Annotated in this window: 16 protein-coding genes and 1 tRNA gene; 9 read left to right on the top strand and 8 right to left on the bottom strand. The window is 60.5% G+C overall.

Going from position 1 to position 18,778, the window contains the following annotated elements:
* Nucleotides 1–127: 127 nt before the first annotated feature.
* From O9Z63_RS11830 to O9Z63_RS11810, 5 genes are all read right to left on the bottom strand, one after another.
* On the bottom strand, nucleotides 128–916 hold the full coding sequence (locus O9Z63_RS11830; protein ID WP_270125430.1) for an undecaprenyl-diphosphate phosphatase: 789 nt from the start codon (nucleotides 914–916) through the stop codon (nucleotides 128–130).
* Between the two features lie 110 nt (nucleotides 917–1,026).
* Nucleotides 1,027–1,332: a DUF3098 domain-containing protein gene (locus O9Z63_RS11825; RefSeq protein ID WP_270125429.1), complete on the bottom strand. Its 306-nt coding sequence runs from the start codon at nucleotides 1,330–1,332 to the stop codon at nucleotides 1,027–1,029.
* 18 nt (nucleotides 1,333–1,350) lie between these two features.
* Nucleotides 1,351–1,749 carry a four helix bundle protein gene (locus tag O9Z63_RS11820; RefSeq protein ID WP_270125428.1) on the bottom strand — a complete coding sequence of 133 codons (399 nt, stop codon included), beginning with the start codon at nucleotides 1,747–1,749 and terminating at the stop codon, nucleotides 1,351–1,353.
* 24 nt (nucleotides 1,750–1,773) lie between these two features.
* The gene (locus O9Z63_RS11815) at nucleotides 1,774–2,667 is read right to left on the bottom strand and encodes a cell division protein FtsX (protein ID WP_270125427.1); all 894 of its coding nucleotides are present in this window, start codon (nucleotides 2,665–2,667) and stop codon (nucleotides 1,774–1,776) included.
* Nucleotides 2,668–2,811: 144 nt separating this feature from the next.
* Nucleotides 2,812–7,389, bottom strand: coding sequence for a translocation/assembly module TamB domain-containing protein (locus tag O9Z63_RS11810; RefSeq protein ID WP_270125426.1), 4,578 nt, complete (start codon nucleotides 7,387–7,389; stop codon nucleotides 2,812–2,814).
* Between the two features lie 248 nt (nucleotides 7,390–7,637).
* On the opposite strand from O9Z63_RS11810, the gene tsaD reads away from it, so the two are divergent.
* The 3 genes from tsaD to O9Z63_RS11795 all read left to right on the top strand — a co-directional run bounded on the left by tsaD (nucleotide 7,638) and on the right by O9Z63_RS11795 (nucleotide 10,277).
* A complete protein-coding gene (gene tsaD / locus O9Z63_RS11805) occupies nucleotides 7,638–8,648 on the top strand; it encodes a tRNA (adenosine(37)-N6)-threonylcarbamoyltransferase complex transferase subunit TsaD (RefSeq protein ID WP_270125425.1) in 1,011 nt (336 codons plus the stop codon).
* Between the two features lie 183 nt (nucleotides 8,649–8,831).
* Nucleotides 8,832–9,305 carry an SsrA-binding protein SmpB gene (smpB, locus tag O9Z63_RS11800; protein WP_044016675.1) on the top strand — a complete coding sequence of 158 codons (474 nt, stop codon included), beginning with the start codon at nucleotides 8,832–8,834 and terminating at the stop codon, nucleotides 9,303–9,305.
* A 168-nt stretch (nucleotides 9,306–9,473) separates the two neighbouring features.
* Nucleotides 9,474–10,277: a C40 family peptidase gene (locus O9Z63_RS11795; RefSeq protein WP_270125424.1), complete on the top strand. Its 804-nt coding sequence runs from the start codon at nucleotides 9,474–9,476 to the stop codon at nucleotides 10,275–10,277.
* An 8-nt stretch (nucleotides 10,278–10,285) separates the two neighbouring features.
* Here the strand turns inward: O9Z63_RS11795 and O9Z63_RS11790 are convergent, their stop codons facing one another.
* Nucleotides 10,286–10,723, bottom strand: a complete 438-nt coding sequence (locus O9Z63_RS11790; RefSeq protein WP_270125423.1) for a hypothetical protein — start codon at nucleotides 10,721–10,723, stop codon at nucleotides 10,286–10,288.
* Between the two features lie 303 nt (nucleotides 10,724–11,026).
* On the opposite strand from O9Z63_RS11790, the gene O9Z63_RS11785 reads away from it, so the two are divergent.
* Nucleotides 11,027–11,524 carry an HNH endonuclease gene (locus tag O9Z63_RS11785; RefSeq protein WP_270125422.1) on the top strand — a complete coding sequence of 166 codons (498 nt, stop codon included), beginning with the start codon at nucleotides 11,027–11,029 and terminating at the stop codon, nucleotides 11,522–11,524.
* Between the two features lie 127 nt (nucleotides 11,525–11,651).
* Nucleotides 11,652–12,029, top strand: a complete 378-nt coding sequence (locus tag O9Z63_RS11780; RefSeq protein WP_270125421.1) for a hypothetical protein — start codon at nucleotides 11,652–11,654, stop codon at nucleotides 12,027–12,029.
* Between the two features lie 69 nt (nucleotides 12,030–12,098).
* Here O9Z63_RS11780 and O9Z63_RS11775 read toward each other — a convergent pair whose 3' ends face one another.
* On the bottom strand, nucleotides 12,099–12,962 hold the full coding sequence (locus O9Z63_RS11775) for an alpha/beta fold hydrolase (protein ID WP_270125420.1): 864 nt from the start codon (nucleotides 12,960–12,962) through the stop codon (nucleotides 12,099–12,101).
* A 117-nt stretch (nucleotides 12,963–13,079) separates the two neighbouring features.
* Here O9Z63_RS11775 and O9Z63_RS11770 point away from each other — a divergent pair, with 117 nt between their 5' ends.
* Together O9Z63_RS11770 and O9Z63_RS11765 are read left to right on the top strand one after the other, a co-directional pair.
* Nucleotides 13,080–14,321 (top strand): DUF3298 and DUF4163 domain-containing protein, encoded by a 1,242-nt coding sequence (locus O9Z63_RS11770; protein ID WP_270125419.1) that lies wholly within the window; start codon nucleotides 13,080–13,082, stop codon nucleotides 14,319–14,321.
* 99 nt (nucleotides 14,322–14,420) lie between these two features.
* Complete coding sequence (locus tag O9Z63_RS11765; RefSeq protein ID WP_270125418.1) at nucleotides 14,421–15,485, top strand: fatty acid desaturase family protein; 1,065 nt, start codon at nucleotides 14,421–14,423, stop codon at nucleotides 15,483–15,485.
* 65 nt (nucleotides 15,486–15,550) lie between these two features.
* On the opposite strand, the gene O9Z63_RS11760 is transcribed toward O9Z63_RS11765, so the two are convergent.
* The gene (locus O9Z63_RS11760; protein WP_270125417.1) at nucleotides 15,551–16,093 is read right to left on the bottom strand and encodes a hypothetical protein; all 543 of its coding nucleotides are present in this window, start codon (nucleotides 16,091–16,093) and stop codon (nucleotides 15,551–15,553) included.
* A gap of 197 nt (nucleotides 16,094–16,290) precedes the next feature.
* On the opposite strand from O9Z63_RS11760, the gene rpsA reads away from it, so the two are divergent.
* Nucleotides 16,291–18,327 (top strand): 30S ribosomal protein S1, encoded by a 2,037-nt coding sequence (gene rpsA / locus O9Z63_RS11755; protein WP_270125416.1) that lies wholly within the window; start codon nucleotides 16,291–16,293, stop codon nucleotides 18,325–18,327.
* 251 nt (nucleotides 18,328–18,578) lie between these two features.
* Nucleotides 18,579–18,649, top strand: a tRNA-Cys gene (locus O9Z63_RS11750).
* Nucleotides 18,650–18,778: the final 129 nt, after the last annotated feature.

Below are 18,778 nucleotides of genomic sequence, written 5' to 3'. Positions count from 1 at the left end.
TTGGTACTGAGTAGTCGGTATTTGGTGGCTGGTACTGAAAAGTTGGTGTTGAGTGCTAGCACCGCATTTAGGGTTGCCGACTCGCGTCAGAATACTCAGTACTCACTACTTGCTACTCTATACTGAGTTAAATCAGCTGCATCGGAATGCCCAGCGCAATCATCACCAAGATGATGACGCCCACGATGATGCGGTAGAAGCCGAACGCCCGGAAGCCGAAGCGCGACACGAAATTCACAAACGACTTCACGGCCAGCAGCCCTACAATAAAGGCCACCACGTTGCCGAACAGCAACAGCTTGAGGTCCTCAACGCCGGGCGCGTCAACTTTGTAGGTTTTGTAGAGCTGGTAGGCCGTGATGACGACCATAGTCGGCACGGCCAGCAGAAACGAGAAGTCGGCGGCCGAGCGGCGGTCGAAGCCCTGGGCCAGGCCGCCCACGATGGTGGCGGCCGAGCGGCTCACGCCGGGCACCAGCGCCAGACACTGAAACAGCCCGATGCGCAGCGCCTGGCCCAGGCTGGGCGTGGTAACGGCCTTACGCGTGCCCGAAAACCAGCGGTCCACGAACAGCAGAATCACGCCGCCCACCACCAACGATACGGCCACCACCGTCACGCTTTTCAGTAGCTCCTGAATAACGTCTTTCAGCAGAAAGCCCAGCACGCCAAACGGCAGAAAGGCCACCAGCAGCTTCACGTAAAAGTCGAAGCTCTGCAGAAAGCGCCGCCAGTACAGCACCACCACCGACAGGATGGCGCCGAGCTGAATAGAGGTGATGAAGGTTTCGGTGAAGGGCAGCTGCCCGATACCGAGCAGGTTGGCCACGATAATCATGTGCCCGGTGCTGGAAACCGGCAGAAATTCCGTCAGGCCTTCGACGATAGCCAGAATCAGGGCGTACCAGTAGTTCATGGGCAGAAAGTAGCGCGAAGCTTCTGCTTCGCGCCTAGTTGCACGAGGTAAATAGAACTGGCCCGAAAAGGCTGTTCAACGAAGCGCAAAGCAAGTGCTTTGCGGCGCTACTACCGCTTATAGGTAGGAGCGACGTATGTGGCCGGCGCGGCCGGCGTAGGCTGCTGGGCCAGCGTTTCGCGGGTGGCAGCGTCCTGCGCTACCGGGGCAGGGCCGCCGGGCTTGGCCATAATGGCCCAGAACTCAATCAGGAAGCCTACTATCAGGAGAATGGGGCCGAGCGTAATGCCCAGGAATCCTTCGCCGTAGTCGGCGGTGTCCAGCGTCATCGTGATGAAGCCGGCCGCCAGCACGGCCAGGCCCACGAACATCAGGCGGTAGTTGCGGGGCCCGAAGGCGAAGCGGGGTTCTTGCATGGCTTAATGGTTGAATTGTTAAATGGTTAGGTGAGAGTCGGTGTATTTGATAAGCGAATTGATGGACTTTGGTAGCCGTTGTAGCTCAGTGAACAGATAGGTATAGGTTTCTGATGTGATAATCTGGCGCACTCTGGCTTTTTCATTCCAGTCCAAGGATTCATAAAGCGACCCACGTGCAATACGGTAAAATCTGATTTTGTCTTTCTTGCTGTACCGCCCAAAACCTTCCGCAATATTGGCCGAAATACTGTCTACGGCCCGGACAAACTGCTCGCCAACCGTGTGTTGCGCGAGAGGCGGCCACGCCAATACGCAGTCCCACACCGCATTGCTTAGCGCGAAGCTGATCCGGTAACACTCAATGTCTGCCAGCCGCAGAAATTTACGTTCGTTATTTTCGTTCGGCTCAACCATTTAACAATTAAACAATTAAGCCATTTAGTAAAGCTCATCCAACGACATGCCCAAGTACTTGCGCACGGCGCGGTAGGAGCTCAAAAAGCCAATGCCGCAGCCCAGGGCCACCATCACCAGCAGCAGGCCCCCGATGAGGCGGTCGTCGCGGAGGGCACGCAGGTCGGCTACTTGTAGGTAGGCGTACTGGAGCAGCGCCAGCAGCAGCAAACTCGCCAGAATACCGCTCACGAGGCCCTGCCAAGTGGCGCGGTTCAGGAAGGGCCTCTGAATGAAAAACGAGGTAGCGCCCACCAGCTGCATGCTCCGGATGAGGAAGCGCTGCGAGAAGAGGGCCAGCTTGATGGTATTGTTGATGAGCACCGTCACCACGAATGTCAGCACCACGGCAAAGCCCAGCAGCACCAGGCTCAGCTTGCGTACGTTCTGGTTGATGGAGCTGATGAGGCTCTGTACGTACTGCACCTCGTGTACGCCCGGCTCGGCTTTCAGCTCCCGCTCAATGCGGCCCATCTGCAGCGAATCGGAATATTCGGCGTTGATTTTCAGAATGTAGGCGTCGCGCAGCGGGTTGTCGCCGAGAAACTGCTGGAAGTCTTCGCCGGTCTGTTCGATAAACTGCTTGGCGCCTTCTTCCTTGCTCAGGAACCGCACCTGAGCCTGGCCGTCGCGCTGCGCGATGTAGGGCTTGCGGGCAAAGTCCTGCTGCAGCCGCAGCAGCTCGGTGGGCGGCAGGTCGCGGTCCAGGTACACCTGCATTTCGATGTTCTCCTTCACAAGGTTGGAGAGCTTGTGCGCATGAATCAGCAGCAGCCCGAACAGCCCGATAACCAGCAACGCCAGCGTGATGCTGAACACTACCATCGTATGCGGGTAGCTGCCTAGCTTCTTCTTGCGGGTCGGGCGGGGTTGGGCCATAGAGGGCAAAGGTAATAAAGGCGCAAAGGTAAATCAGAGAAAGAACGTCATTCCGAACACAGTGAGGAATCTCGCCAGTGTGGTGATTTACTATACTGGCGAGATTCCTCACTGCGTTCGGAATGACGTTCTGCCATTATTCATTCACATACTCGTCCGCGGGTCGTCGTCGACGTTGAGGACTTCGCGGGCTTTGCGGGCGTTCTGCTGCTTGCGCGTGAGGTGCTTGCGGGCAAACAGCTCCGTGAGCGAGTCGAACTGCTCGGTGTGCAGCAGCGAGATGCCGGCGCGGGCCTGGTTCTGGCCGTTGCTCAGGGCGCTCAGGTCGCGCGGGGTGGTTTCGTAGCGCAGCTTCGCCCGGAACTTGCCGTCGGCGCGCAGGTAGTACTCCAGCGTCAGGTCGCCGATGATGGACGAGTTGTTGGCCACAGTGGTGGTAGTGCCGGTATTGGCGTCAGTCACCACGCCGTTGTTGAAGCCGCCTTCGCGCGTCACACGCAGCCGCCCGTTCAGGAACGAGTAGCTCAGGCGCACCTGCAGGGCCTGCAGCTGTTCCGCTGAAAGCCCGTTGAAGTTGAAGCTGATTTCCAGGTTGGGGTCGAGCTGCGAGGTGAGGGCGCCAAGCTGGGTACTGATAATCTGGCCCAGGCTGTTGCCAAACGCGTTATTCTGCCCCTGAAATGAGGTAATCGACGACAAGGAAGCCGCCGGGGCCAGCTGCCGGAACACCACCAGACTGAACACCTGCCGACTCAGCTCCTGCTCGTCGTTGCGCAACGACGACAGGAACGGCACTAGGTCGCTTTCCAGCGACGACGGAATGTCGTTGAACTCCAAATTGAGCTTGATAACAGGCAGCAGCAGCGGCCCGGTCAGGTTCATGACGGCTGTTACGGGCACCACGGCGTTGTTGGTGGCCAGAATGGGGGCCAGGGAAGTGCGCTGAGTGTAGGCGGCCGTCACGTTCATCTCGCCGGCCAGCGGGTCGCCGTTCCAGGCAATAGTGCCGCCAGGCCGCACCACAAACTCCTTGTTCACCAGGCCCTGCAGCGTGAAATTGTAGGCCCCGCGCACAATCTCAATCTGCCCGAACATGTTGAAGTCGCCGCGGGTGTCGATGTTGAGGCGCAGCCGCCCGGCGGCCGTGCCCCGGATAACGTCGCCGGTGCTTTCGTCCAGCAGAATCTCCACGTAGGCGTCGGGCGTCACTTCCAGGTTCATGTTCAGCCGGATACCCGACAGGTCCACCTTTTCTTGCGCGCCCACCGGAATCGGGGTGCGGGCCGTGTCGGTGAGGTTGCGGTTGACGAATCGGATGTAGCTGGCTTTTTCGGCGCGGGCGGCATTGTCGAGCGGCAGCGAGAGGCGCGTACCGGGCTCCGACTTGGCCTGCACGTTCACCACCAGGTTGTTGGCGGGCCCATTTACGCGGGCCGAGCCGGTGGCGTAGGCCGTGCCGAAATACAGCTCGTTGTCTTTGCGGGTGGTGTTGAGCACCAGTAGCTTACGGAACGACGCCTCCAGCGCCAGCCGCATATTCTGGAATCCGTCGTGGAAAATGTCGCCCGTAATCACGCCCGTGTTGCCCAGCGGGTCCTTCATCCGGATGTCGCGCAGCGCAATCCGGTCGTCGGCAAACCGGATTCGGTCAGAGAAGGTGTAGGTGGTGCCCAGGTAGATGAACGTCAGCTGCCCGTCGCTCACATCGAGGGTGCCCGTGAGGTGGGGCTGGCTGAAGCGGCCTGCCAGGCGCAGCGTGCCCACGGCCGTGCCGCCAATATCCTTGAACAGCGTCTTCAGAAACGGCTCGGCCAGCTTCACGGGCGCTTTATCGAGGGTGGCCGTGAGGTTGAGCTGCTCGTTTTCGCGCGAAGGCGCAATGCTGCCCGCCACGCGCACTACGCGGCTACCGTCGCGCAGCACGTCCAGGTCCACGAGGGCCTGCTTGGCGCGGTTGTCCCAGTTGCTTTTGCCGGCCACGTTGCCAATCAGCACCTTATCCAGCGTCAGGGAGTCGACGGTGAGCGTGGAGCTGATAGAGAGCGGGCCGTACACGCCGCTCACGGTGCCGGCGGCATTCACGCGGCCGGTCATGTTCTGGGAGGTGAGGGCCGTGAGGGTAGCCAGCTCCAGGTCGCGCACCGTGAGTTGCAGCTCCTTGGCCGGATTCTGTGAGATGAAGCCCTGCGCACTCACGCTCTGGGTCCCGTTGCTGAGGCTCAGGTTCTGAATATCAAACTCTTTGCCCTGCTTGGAAATGATAACCGAGTTGTCCTGCGCAATCGTCCAGTCCTTGCCCAGCAGATTCACGCCCGACTGCCGGAACACCACCTGCACCGCGTCGGGCAGGAAGCTGAGCGCGCCGTTGATCTGGGCCTTGTTGGTGGTGTTGGTCTGGGCCAGAGCCGTAGAGAAGTTGATGCGCTCCTGGTCCCACACGCCTTCCACGTAGAAACCCTCGGTGCGGCCCAGCCCCGGCAGCACCTGCCGCTCCGACGTGACGTTGGCCTGGGCCAGCACCTCGGGCCGGTAGGGCAGCTTGGAGGTGTTGAATTCGAAGGCCGTGCGGTAGGTGCGCACGCTGTCCACAATCAGGGTGTCGAAGCTGCCGCCCAGCTGCAGAATCGAGGTCTGCCCGTTGCGAAACGAGCCGTCGATGCGCGAATAGTTGGCCACCTGCAGGCCCGGCATAAACAGGCGCAACAGCGGGTTGGGCTTTTTCAGGTACAGATCCAGGTCGATGGCGTACTCCGGAATGGGGCGCTGGCGCTTGCGGCGGTAGTAGTCGGCAATGGCGGCGTCGTTGCTCTCGAAGTTGAGGCGGTACTCGGTCAGCAGCACCTCCGTGCTCCGGATAACCTCCGTGAAATCGAAGTTGCCTGTGGCCGTCAGGTTGAGTGCCTCCGAGCGGACCGCCAGCCGGCGCTGGGTTGCCGTGCGGGAGCTGACCACGTCCAGCGTATCCACGGCCACGGTGCGGCCGGCGTAGCCCACCCGCGACTTGCGTAGCTGAATCCGCCCGATCAAATCGTCGAGGCGCAAGCCCCGGAACTTCACGTCGGCGGTAGTGGCCACCACTACGCTTTGTTTGGTGAGGCCCAGAGCGCGCAGGTCGGCGCGGCGCACGCGGGCCCGCAGGTCGAAGGCCTGGCGCTGCCGGTTGAGGTCGATGCTGCCGTCGGCGTCGAACTGCAGGTTGGGGTCGTTGGCGGCAATCTTGCCCGTAAACGACTCGCGGCTGAAGCGGCCGTTGGTGGTGATGTTGCGGTAGCGGTAGCCGTTCAGCCAGATGCTTTGCACGGTGGCGTTGGCCGTGAGGCGGGCGCCTTCGGGCGTGAAGCCCACGCCTTCCACCCGGCCGCTGAAGGTCACGTCGCGCACCACGTTTTCCTGCCCCAGCAGCTTGCCCAGCTGAAAGCCCGTGGTCCGGATGTCGCCTTCATAAGACGAAAACCGCGGGTCATCCTTGAACTTCAGGTTGACGTCAGATACCACCGAGCCCAGCGCCGTCTGGAACGAGCCGTTGGCCACAAAGTCGTTGTAGAAGCCCAGAAACTGGCCTTTCAGCTTCACGATGCCCAGCCGCTGCACGTAGGGCCAGCCCGAGGCTGGAATGAACTTGCGGATGTCGCGCCCGTCCACCACCGAAGGCTGCAGGCGCATTTCCACGAAGCTCTCCTTTAGGTTGGGCAAACCCTCGACGTTGATATTGCCCACTACCCGCGTGTTGCGGCCGTAGGTGATGTCGAGGTTTTTGGTGGTGAAGTTGCGTACGTAGCCTTTGGCCTCGCCCGCAACCAGCACCGTTTCCTTCAGCTCGCGCATGAAGGGCTGGGGCGCAAACAGGGCAATGTCGTCGGAGTAGATGCGCGAGGGCTGCAGGCGCGCCACCACCCGCACCGAGTCGTTGAAGCTGGTAAAGGCCAGGAAGCGCGGGTACTCAAACCGCAGGTAGTCGTGCAGCTGGCTGCCTCCCACGCGCAGGTTCAGGCCCCCGAATTCCCAGAACTTGCCGGCGTAGGTCATGTTGGCCGTCAGCTCGCGCAGGCGGGTTTTGGAAGGCAGATCCACGGCCCGCAGCCCATCAATCTGGGAGTGAATGGTGTCGCCGCGCAGCCAGATCTGCGAAAAGTCGCCGTAGATGCTGTCCACGCGCATGTGGCCGTAGTCCATGGAGCGGCCGTAGTACGGCTCGCGGGGCTTGTCCTGGCGGTCCAGCACAAAGCGCCCGTTTCGCAAACTGATGGCCTCAATCTTGAAATCGAAAGGCTTACCGGCCTTGGTGGTATCAGAGGGCCCCACCAGCCGTTTGATGGCCGCCAGAAACTCGGAGAGGTTGGTGGTGTCGGGCCGGTCTTTGTAGGTGACGAGGGCGAAGCGTGGCTCTTCCAGCGTGAGCTTGCCCACGTGCAGGCGGTCGGGACTCAGCACGCTGAACAGCGTAATGTCGGCGTCGGCGCGGCCTACGCTGAACAGCTCGTCGCCGCGGCGGTCCAGCACCCGGATGCCTTCCAGCAGCACCCGCGAAAACGGGCGGATGTCCACCCGGCCCACGGTCACGCGCTGGCCCAGCTTGTCGGTGAGCACCTGGGCGGCCTTCTGGGCGAGGCGCGTCTGCACGCTGGGCACGCGCAGGGCCACCAGCGCCCCCACCACGGCCAGCACCACCACCAGCACGAGGCCCAGCAGCACTTTCAGCAGAACGGAGACGAAACGGGGCACGGCGGGCAGAGATGAAAGAGAATATCCGAGCGAAGATACAGGGTTGGCAGTTGCCCGACAGACGCCGGCGGCCGGGCAACCGTTGCCGCAACAACGAAGCAGCGCGGGTGCAGGTTAGCAGTTTTAACGAACTTTGTGGCCGGTTACGTCTGCCGAAGCGCCCGGTATCCGCTTCCGGTTGCGGCCGTACCGCTCAGTTTCTTCGTCCAACGCTTCGCTCAGCCGGCGCCTTGCACTACCTTGTCTATATGCAGCAGCCTACCATCCTCGCCATCGAATCTTCCTGCGACGACACTTCCGCAGCCGTGCTGGTGGCCGGCGAAATCCGGGCCAACGTGGTGGCCACCCAGCAGGTACACGAGCAATACGGCGGCGTGGTGCCCGAGCTGGCCTCACGCGCCCATCAGCAGCACCTCATTCCGGTGGTGAATGCCGCCCTGCAAAAGGCCGGCATCCGCAAGCAAGACCTCGATGCCGTGGCCTTCACGCAGGGGCCGGGGCTGCTGGGCTCTTTATTAGTAGGGGGTATGTTCGCCAAAACCCTGGCCCTGGCCCTGAACAAGCCGCTGATTGCCGTCAACCACATGCGGGCCCACATTCTGGCACACTTCATCGAGGAGCCGCGGCCGGTGTTTCCGTTTTTGTGCCTCACCGTGAGCGGCGGCCACACCCAGCTGGTGGTGGTGAAGTCGGCGCTGGAAATGGACATCATCGGCCAGACCATCGACGATGCCGCCGGCGAAGCCTTCGACAAAACCGCCAAGCTGCTGGGCCTGCCGTATCCCGGCGGCCCGCACCTCGATAAGCTGGCGCGCGAAGGCAACCCCACGCGCTTCCCGTTCCCGGTGGGCGCCATGCCCGGCTACGACTTCAGCTTCAGCGGTCTGAAAACCTCGGTGCTGTACTTCCTGCGCAAGGAAACCGCCCAGAACCCCGATTTCGTGCAGCAGAATCTGCCCGACCTCTGCGCCAGCATCCAGTACACCATTATCCAGACGCTGCTGCGCCAGCTGCGCCGCGCCGCCGCCGACCAGGGCCTGACCCAGATTGCGCTGGCCGGCGGGGTGGCCGCCAACTCGGGTTTGCGGCAGGCGCTGCAGGACGAGGCCGCCGCCCAGGGATGGCAGGTGTTCATCCCGGCCTTCCAGTTCTGCACCGACAACGCCGGCATGGTGGCCAAAACCGCCGAGTTTCAGTACCAGGCCGGCGACTTCGCCGATCAGCTCGTCAGCTCCGACCCGCGCCTGAAGCTCATGTAGCGTCCGTTCATGCAGCATACGCTTTAGCTTTTGCCGACCTAAGCTACGCGGCCTGGTGACCGCGCCGACCTGCCGGCCCGGGCCATTCGGGTCAGCCGCTCGCCGGCTTCTTTGCGTACCAGTGCGAGAAACCCCTTATTCCTTTCCGGCACAGGCTAAAGCCTATGCTACATTTGCCGTTCTATGGCTTCCAAAAAAGACGACGCGCCCAAGCGCATTAACATCCAGAACCGCCGCGCCAGCCACGAATACGCTTTCCTGGTGAAGTACGACGCCGGCATCATGCTGCAGGGCACCGAAATCAAGAGCATCCGTGAGGGCAGCGTGCAGCTGCAGGACGGCTTCTGCACCTTCCACACCGACGGCAGCCTGTGGCTCAACCAGGTCACCATCGCCAAGTACACCGAGGGCACCTACAACAACCACGAGCCCATGCGCGCCCGCAAGCTGCTGCTCAACAAGCGCGAGCTGAAGCAGCTGGCCCACAAAAACCAGGAACAGGGCCTCACAATCATCCCGCTGCGCATGTACGTCAGCGACCGGGGCTTTGCCAAGGTGGAAATTGCGCTGGCCAAAGGCAAAAAGCTCTACGACAAGCGCGACGACCTCAAGGCCAAAGACCAGAAGCGCGAAATGGACCGCGCCCGTGACTACTAGCGCTGGGTATATAGAGTGTTATGCCTGATCTGACGTCCGCGAAGCCGAAGCATCTCTACTGTGAGCCAATCAAAAATTAGTTTGGCAGTAGAGATGCTTCGGCTTCGCTCAGCATGACGTTCTTTGTATTATCAAGCCACGAATCCATTAACCCACCACTCCACCACTTTGGAACACGGAATCTGCGCGCTGAGCGTTGTGCCGGTGCGCGCTGAGGCCACCGATAAAGCCGAAATCGTTACCCAGCTCATCTTCGGCGAGTGCTACTCCATTCAGCTCACCCAGGGCATGTGGATCCAGATCCGGACCACCGCCGACCAGTACGTGGGCTGGATGGACCTCAAGCAGCACACGCCAGTTAGTGCGGAGTATCTGGCGGCCTGGCAAACCCAGGACCACCCACGCACGCTCGACGTGGTGCAGATGGTGAGCTGCCCCAATACGCGCATTCCGGTGCAGCTGGGCTCACGGCTGCCGTTTTTTGATGGCATGACCCTGCGCGTAGGGGAGCGGCAGATGTTCTACAACGGGGCGGCCACCAACCCGCAGAACGGCCACGGCCCGCACGGCCCCATCGATCAGCGGCTGCGGCTGCTGCAGAAAATGGCCCTCACGTACCTGAAAGCGCCCTACCTGTGGGGCGGCAAGAGCCTGTTCGGCATCGACTGCTCGGGGCTGATGCAGCAGCTCTACGGCCTGATTGGGGTGCAGCTCCCGCGCGACGCCCGCCAGCAGATCCACCTCGGCCAGCCCGTGCACTTCGTGGCCCAGACCCAGCCCGGCGACCTGGCCTTCTTCGACAACGCCGACGGCAACATCGTACACGTAGGCCTGCTGCTCGAGGATCAGCAGATTCTGCACGCCAGCGGCGAAGTCCGCATCGACCCGCTCGACCACAACGGCATCTTCCACCGCGACCGGCAGAAGTACACCCACAAGCTGCGCCTCATCAAGCGCCTGCTGGCCGAGTAGGAAGGTAGTCAGGCAACATTGCGGAGCCAGTCCAGCGCCACATCGTATTCTTCAAACGTGAGAGTGAGTGGCCAGCGGTTTCTCCCCAGGGAGTCATCAACCAGAAAGCGGATCTGGGCGCAGTCGCTGTACACCCAGGCAATGTAGTGCAGGCTGGCCGCATGCAGTTGGCTGAGGTAATCAATCTGGCGCCAGGCCGCCAGGTCGATCTGTAGGTTCGTTAGGGGCCGGTTGTCGTTGAGGAGCTTGGCAATGCCGTGCTCCCGCACCGTCCGTACTATCGTTTCCGCGCCTGCACACAGCATGGCATGGTCTATTTCGCCCAGCCAGCAGGCATACAGCCATGGCTGGTGCGCGTCGATGGCCAGGTGCAGGAAACGGTTTTCATACAGCAGTTGAGCTGATTCAGGAAAGCGGCAGGATGAAGGTTCAGGTAAAAGTGGCATACACCGGGGCAGCGTGTTGCTGCAGGCAAAGACGGTAGATTGGGAAAATAGACAAGATAAAGACGCTCAAGAAGGTAGAAATGTACTGCCATCGGGTCGAATTATTCTAATTCAACCGTAAATAGTACCGCATGGGCCCGCTAGGTAGAAGAGGCCATTGCCACCTGCCCACCCGCGCGGCTCGCCTTCCGCTGGCCAACGGAAACCAGCCCGAAGTGTCGGAAACTAAACTTCCGGGCTGTTGTTAATGCGCTAAGAATCATCTAGCTTTCGCTGTACCCGATGATTCCACCCCAAGCGCGTATGGATCAAAAAGTCTTAGTCCTGAATGGCGACTATACCGCCATAACGCTGTGCAGCGTGCAGAAAGCCTTCGTCCTGCTGTTTCTCGACAAAGCCGAGATGATAGCCCGGTCGGAGAGTGGCGTATTGCGCACCGTGAGCACCTCGTATCCCAAGCCCAGCATCATCCGGTTGCAGCGCTACGTGCGCGTGCCCTACAAAGGCATTGCCCTGAGCCGCCACAACATCATGAAGCGCGACCATTTCGAGTGCCAGTATTGTGGGGCCACCAAAAACCTCACCCTCGACCACGTGCTGCCCCGCTCCCGCGGCGGCGACAGCAGCTGGGGCAACCTGCTCACGGCCTGCGCCCGCTGCAACCATGCTAAAGGGCACCGCACGCCGCAGGAGGCCGGCCTCACCATCCGGCAGCAGCCCAAAAAACCCACCTTATCCGGGTTCCTCAGGCTGAGTGCCGGCACCATCGACCAGAACTGGCACGCCTATCTTACCCATTGAGCCGGTAGCAGCAGCTACCGGCTTTTTTGTGCACCAGCGCCAGCCGGCGGCGGCGGCCGGGCACGGGATGATGCAACTGTTTTAGCGGTAGTCAGGCTCTCTTCGGAGAACTTACCTGCTACCTGTTATGAGAAAATGGTTGTTGATTATGAGCCTGGGCCTGAGCTGTGCGGCCTGTTCTAAAAAAGAAGATGCCGAGCCCGATGGCGTACGAATTCGGGTGCGCAATGCCAGCCCATACGTATTCGAAAGCGTGGACGTAGACACCTCCGACGGCAAAAACACCTACAGCCAGCTGGCCCCCGGGCAGAGCAGCGACTACAAGCTGTTTGCCAGCGCTTACCGCTTAGCTTACGCCCGCGTCATCATCAACGGCCAGACGGTGGTATGGCAGCCGATGGACTACGTGGGGGAGAAGAAGCTGGAAATCGGGCGCTACACCTACGTGCTCGGCATCGAAGACCTGGCCAACCGCCGCACCAGCTTTCAGCTCGAAAAAAACTAACCTCCCAACACACAAAGGGCCCGGCTTCCAACGAAGCCGGGCCCTTTGCTTAAGCGGTAGCCGGGTAGGCTACCGGTTGTCGTCGCTGCGGACGGTGCCGCTGACGGCAAAGTCGATCAGGTCGCGGTTCAGCTTGTCTTTCTCGGTGATGAACAGGCCGTGGGGCGCGCCGTCGTAGGTAACGTACGTGGCGTGCTTGAGGTGTTGGTTCATCCGGTCGCCGCTGTTTTTAATCGGAACCGTTTTGTCGTCGTCGCCGTGGATGACCAGCGCGGGCACGCTGATGGTTTCCAGGTCGCGGCGGAAGTCGGTTTCGGCAAACGCCTTGGCGCAGCCCAGCGTGGCCTGCTGCGAGCCCAGCGAGCCCATGTTGAACGACCAGTCGAGCACGGCCTGGCTGACGGGGTGGCTCAGGGTGCTTACGCCGTAGAAGTCTTTGCCGAAGGCCTGCAGGAAGCCGAACCGGTCGTCTTTCATCTGCTGAGTCATGTCCTCGAACACCGACTTGTCAACGCCGTCGGGGTTGTCGTCAGTTTTGAGCAGGAAGGGCGTTACGGCCGACACGAATACCACTTTGGCTACGCGGGCCCCACCGTGACGGCTCATGTAGCGGGCCACTTCGCCGCCGCCCATCGAGAAGCCCACCAGCGTTACGTTCTGCAGGTCCAGCTCGTCGAGCACGGCCTTCAGGTCGTCGGCCAGGGTGTCGTAGTCGTAGCCTTCAAACGGCTTGCTGGAGTTGCCGAAGCCGCGGCGGGTGTAGGCCACCACGCGCAGGCCGTGCTTAGGCAGTTCGCCGAGCTGGTAGTTCCAGGCCTCGTGGTTCTGGGGCCAGCCATGAATCAGGACTACCGGCTGGCCGGTGCCCTGGTCGGTGTAGTGCAGTTTGATGTCGTTGCCGTTGGCGTCCTGGCCGGCTTTGATGTAGCTCATACGAGTAAGATTGGCGTGGTTGAGAGATTAATGTTTGTACATACGCCGGATCGGGCCATTGGATAGGGGCTCGCCAAGATTTTGTACGCCGCCGCCGAATGTGCTTCCTTTGACCTGATGCGCTACTTCCACTCCTCTGCTTTGCCGGCTGCCCGCCTGGCGGGCCTGCTGCTCGGGGCCGGCCTGGCCGCCTGCCAGCCCAACTCCTCCGATAAAGCCACCACCGACAGCAAACCCGCCGCCGACGTTGCTGCCGCCACCACCGCCGCGCCCGACTCGCCGGGCGCCTGGTACCGGCAGTACCGGGGCGTGCTGCCCGGCCAGCCCACCGATACCATCACGCTGCACCTGCAGGTGTGGCCCGCCGGAACTGAGTTTGGCGGCCTGGCCGCCAGCTACGCCGGCCCCGACGGCCACCCGTTCGACCTGAGCGGCACGGCCGGCCCCGCCGACAGCCTCACGTTGCAGGACTACGCGCCCGAGCATGGCGTTAATGGTAGCCAGCCAATCGTGTGGCGGCTCCGGCAGCAGGGCAGCGTGCTTACGGGCACCGTAGGCGGCCGCCCCGTGCAACTGCGGCAAGCCCGGCCCGCCGGTAGCCTCCAGCTGGTGTCGCGCTTTTTCCAGGATTCCGTGGCGGCTTTCCCCGAAACGCCCGGCACGCCCTACGCCCAGCAGCGCCTGCTGGCGGTGCTACCCGCTTCGGCCAGCACCTCCGGCACCCTGCAGGACAATCTGTTGCGCGGCCTGCGTGCCGATACCGTGGATACCCAGCCGGCTCCCACGTTGCCGAAGCTCTGGCAGCAGCGCCTCCGGCAATTCACCGACGACTACCGCCAGGATGCCGCCGGCAGCCGCCCCGAGCCCGGAGACACCTCCTCGCCGGCCTTCGGCATCGGCCTCCGCTATGATGAGCAGCAGCTGATGCACGTGCTCTGGAACCAGGCCCCGCTGCTGAGCATCGGCTATTTCAGCTACAGCTACACCGGCGGCGCGCACGGCATGTACGGCACCAGCGCCGCCACCTTCGACACCCGCACGGGCCGCCGCCTCCGCTACGACGACATCTTCCGGGCCGGCACACAGCCCCAGCTGGTGGCTCTGCTCGACCAGGCCGCCCGTCGTATGCTGGGTCTGGCGCCCGGCGCCTCGCTGGAAGGCCCGCTGTTCGTGAAACACCTGCCCGCCACCCGCAACGTCTTCCTGACCAGCGGTGGAGCCGTGTTTATTTACTCACCGTATGAAATAGCCTCGTATGCGCAGGGCGAAATCCGGGTGTTCGTGCCATTGGCGGAGCTGCGGCCGTTGCTGCGGCCGGGGCTGCCGGTAGCGGGTGGGGGCGAGGTGACCCGGCCCTAGCTGCAAGCTCAAGTGTACATAATCCCGGGATATGGACCGTTCGTCGGGTGCCGCGGGTTATGAAGCGGTATATTTACCACGTTCTATTCCTTGCTCTTCATGCACGCACCTAAATTTGCTGCTTCCCGCTCCTTTCATAAAGAGCTGAAGCTTCGCACCAACGCCTACTTCGCCGAAGCCGGCAAAGACACCACCGGCGATTCCCGCCTGTTCGCCAAAGCCATCATCCTCACGGTAGCCTTCGTGGCCGTGTATCTGCACCTCGTGTTCCTGACACCGCCCACGTGGCTGGCACTGGCCGAATGCGCTCTGTTGGGCCTCGTCGGCTCGGCCATCGGCTTCAACGTCATGCACGACGGCGCCCACGGCTCGTTCAGCAAATCCAAGTGGATCAATCAGTTTGCCTCCTTCACCCTGAACGTGCTGGGCGGCAACAGCTTCATGTGGAACGTGAAGCACAACCTTATCCACCACATGTACACCAACGTGGATGGCGTGGACGACGACCTCGACGCCCAGCCCTGGCTGCGCCTGAGCAGTACCCAGACGCGCCACCGTTTCCACCGGTTCCAGCATCTGTACTTCTGGTTTTTCTACGCCCTGCTCTTCATTGCCTGGATTTTCTTCATGGACTACCAGAAGTACTTTAAAGGCAAAATCGGGGAGATGCCCATCAAGAAAATGACGGCCACCGACCAGGGCGTATTCTGGGGCTTCAAGGCCCTGCACTTGTTCCTGTTCGTAGCCCTGCCCATCTACACCGTGGGCTTCGTGGCCTGGATTCTGGGCTTCCTAGTGTTTGCCACGGTAGTGGGCTTCACCATGAGCATCGTGTTCCAGCTGGCGCACACCGTCGAGCACGCGGCCTTCCCCGTGCCTCACGAAATCACCAACAAGCTGGAAGACGAGTGGGCCATCCACCAGATCAAAACCACCGCCAACTTTGCTACCGATAGCAAAGTCATCAGCTGGCTGGTAGGCGGCCTCAACTTCCAGGTAGAGCACCACCTGTTCCCCACCATCTCGCACGTACACTATCCCGCCCTCAACAAAATCATCCGCCAGGCCTGCTTGGAGTTCGGCGTGGAGTACAACGAGTACCCCAAGATGCGCTACGCCGTAGCCTCCCACGTGGCGCACCTGCGCGAGATGGGCCGGGCGTAGAGCTGACACCTACAGCATAATCATAACAGAAAAGGCCTACTTCTACAGTAGGCCTTTTCTGTTCATTACTGAGTCGGATGAGTTCTTTTTTGCCAAGGCGCCACCAGGCCAGTCGTACCGTCCTGGATGGCTAATGTTAGCTCAGGGTGCAAAGCGTATGATTTGCCTATCAGGGTATTAAAATGACTTTCACCTATTAGTTGCTTCTCCGGAATTTTGAATATCTGAAGTCTTGTCCACGCATTATAACGCGGCGTTCCTCGTAGCGTGCCATAGCTTTTAAGCATTAGTTCGGCATGTACTATAGCTTGGTATCTACTATTCTGAAAGAACTCGTTCGCATTTTTCAAGACAGCTTCTGCTTCGCCAATGTATGTGACGCGCCAACCAGTTGCCGTGGCGAGCTTGGTGGCTAGCTCCTTCACGAATACGGAATCAGCTTGCTGAGCAGAGACACCAGTAGGCAGCGATACCGAAGAAGTGGTCAGCGCAACGTCGGTAATACCGGTAATCGGAACAGATGCGTTGAAATTGGATTTCGAGCCTAGCGCGGCGCATCCCGACAATGTAGCAATAACAATAGGAGTGAGTAGAAGAGAGAACTTCATTTTGGAAGACAGACTGTTTTAACTAGGATTTGGTATTCAATATAGGTGGTGTTCAGTACAAACTCGCTCCAAACTCCGTATCTTTGCCGCCCCGCCAGGGTGGTGGGCCGGCGCGTTTGCGCTGTGTATCAAACAAAAACGCGTTCCGGAGGCGGGCCCTGCGCCGGACGTGTACATGAGGGCCACTGCACAACACTATGGCAGAAGTAGTAGACAATTTCGACTGGGACAACGTTGGAGCCAGCGGCTTCGGTGGTAACTATACCGCTGAGCAGCGCGCCGAAATGGAGCAGATGTACAGCGACACGCTGACCACTGTCCAGGAGGAAGAAGTAATCAAAGGCACCGTGGTAGGCATCACCGACCGCGACGTAATCCTGAACATCGGCTTCAAATCCGATGGTTTGGTGCCCCTGTCGGAATTCCGCGACCTGACCGACCTCAAAATCGGTGACGAGGTAGAGGTGTTCATCGAAGACCAGGAGGATGCCAACGGCCAGCTGATCCTGAGCCGTAAGAAAGCCAAAATCAAGCAGGCCTGGAAGTCCATCTACGACGCTCTGGAGAACGACACCGTTCTGGAAGGCGTAGTAAAGCGTCGCACGAAAGGCGGCCTGATCATGGACCTGGACGGCGTAGAAGCCTTCCTGCCCGGCTCGCAGATCGACGTGAAGCCAATCCGTGACTTCGACATCTATGTTGGTCGTCGCATGGAAGTGAAAGTGGTGAAAATCAACGCCGCTTTCGACAACGTGGTAGTTTCGCACAAAGTCCTGATCGAGAAAGACCTCGAGAAGCAGCGCGAAGCCATCCTCAACAACCTGGAGAAAGGCCAGATCCTGGAGGGCGTTATCAAGAACATGACCAACTTCGGTGTGTTCATCGACCTCGGCGGCGTAGACGGCCTGCTGCACATCACCGACATTTCGTGGGGCCGTATCGCTCACCCGAGCGAAGTACTGCAACTCGATCAGAAGCTGAACATCGTAGTTCTGGACTTCGACGAAGCCAAGAAGCGTATCAGCCTCGGCCTGAAGCAGCTGACTCCTCACCCATGGGATTCGCTCGGCGCCGACATGGGCGTTGGCTCGAAAGTGAAAGGCCGCATCGTGAACGTAGCTGACTATGGCGCGTTCATGGAAATCATCCCCGGCGTAGAAGGCCTGATCCACGTTTCGGAGATGTCCTGGAGCCAGCACCTGCGCAACCCGCAGGACTTCATCAAGCAGGGCGACGTAGTAGAGGCTCAGATCCTGACCCTCGACCGCGAAGACCGCAAGATGAGCCTCGGCATCAAGCAACTCAGCGAAGATCCATGGACTCGTGGTGACTTCTCCGAGAAGTATGCCATCGGCAGCAAGCACAACGGCCTGGTGCGCAACCTGACCAACTTCGGCCTGTTCGTAGAACTGGAAGAGGGTGTAGACGGCCTGGTGCACGTGTCGGACCTGTCGTGGACCAAGAAAGTGAAGCATCCTTCGGAAGTCGTGAAAGTTGGCGACCGTCTGGACGTAGTGGTACTGGAGCTCGACGTGAACAACCGTCGTCTGGCCCTGGGCCACAAGCAGCTGGAAGAAAACCCATGGGATACGTTCCAGACGGTGTTCACCCCCGGCTCGGTTCACAAAGCCACCATCACCGAGAAAACCGACCGTGGTGCCGTGCTCGAGCTGCCATACGGCATCGAAGGCTTCGCCTATCCTAAGTCGCTGCAGAAGGAAGATGGCTCGCAGGCTGAAAACGGCGAATCGCTGGACTTCCGTGTGGTAGAATTCTCGAAAGAGGATCGCCGCATCGTGCTGTCGCACAACGCTGTGTACAACCAGCAGGCTGAAGAAGAAGGCCGCGCTTCGAAGTTCACGAAGAAGAAGCCAGCCGGCGCTGCCGGTGCTTCGGCACAAGGCGAAGGTAAACTGAGCGACCTCAAGAAGCCCGCAACGGCTGAGAAGTCGACCCTCGGTGACCTGGACGCTCTGAGCGCTCTGCGCGACAAGATGATGGGCAACGAGCGTCAGGCTGGTGAGCAGAAGCTCTCGGGCAAGGCTGCTCCGAAAGCTGAGGCTGCCGACGCTGCTGAGGCTCCGGCCGAAGGTGGTATCCTGGCCAGCGTAACGGGTGCGGCTTCGGCGGCCCTCGACAAAGCCAAAGAAGTTGCCGGTGACGTAGTTGACTCGGTGAAAAGCGCCCTGTCGAGCGACGAAGCTGCTGACAAGAAAAACGAGGAGAAAGCCTAAGCTTCTCCCCCGTTAGCTTAAGAAGGGCCCCGGCGCAAGCTGGGGCCCTTTTTTTGTGGCCGGCCGCCCTAGCGCTTCGGCTGTGGCTTGGGGCCGGGCCGGGTGTTTGCCCAATTGGGCAGCTGCAAAGCAGGTGGTCTGTAGAAAATTTTCCGCACGATGCCAGCCACTTACCGCGCTGATTGCGAAAACCTGGCGCCTAACCTTGGCAGAAGCCGGAATATGCTGTATGTTTGCATCCTCAAAGCCCTGGTGACGTGACCGAGCGGCTAGGTAGAGGTCTGCAAAACCTCGTACAGCGGTTCGAATCCGCTCGTCACCTCTAGTTCAGCAACCCCCGCTATAGCCATCCGGCTGGTAGCGGGGGTTGTTTCGTTATGGCGAAGGCGCAACTTATTGTTTCCACAGAATCGTTGCGTATCCTGCCGGCTTACCCGCCCGCAGCCAGCTA

It is taken from the genome of Hymenobacter yonginensis (genome assembly GCF_027625995.1).
GTDB classification, from domain to species: Bacteria; Bacteroidota; Bacteroidia; order Cytophagales; family Hymenobacteraceae; genus Hymenobacter; species Hymenobacter yonginensis.
Note: the sequence above shows the minus strand (reverse complement) of the source record. Positions and strands in the feature narration are given on the sequence as shown.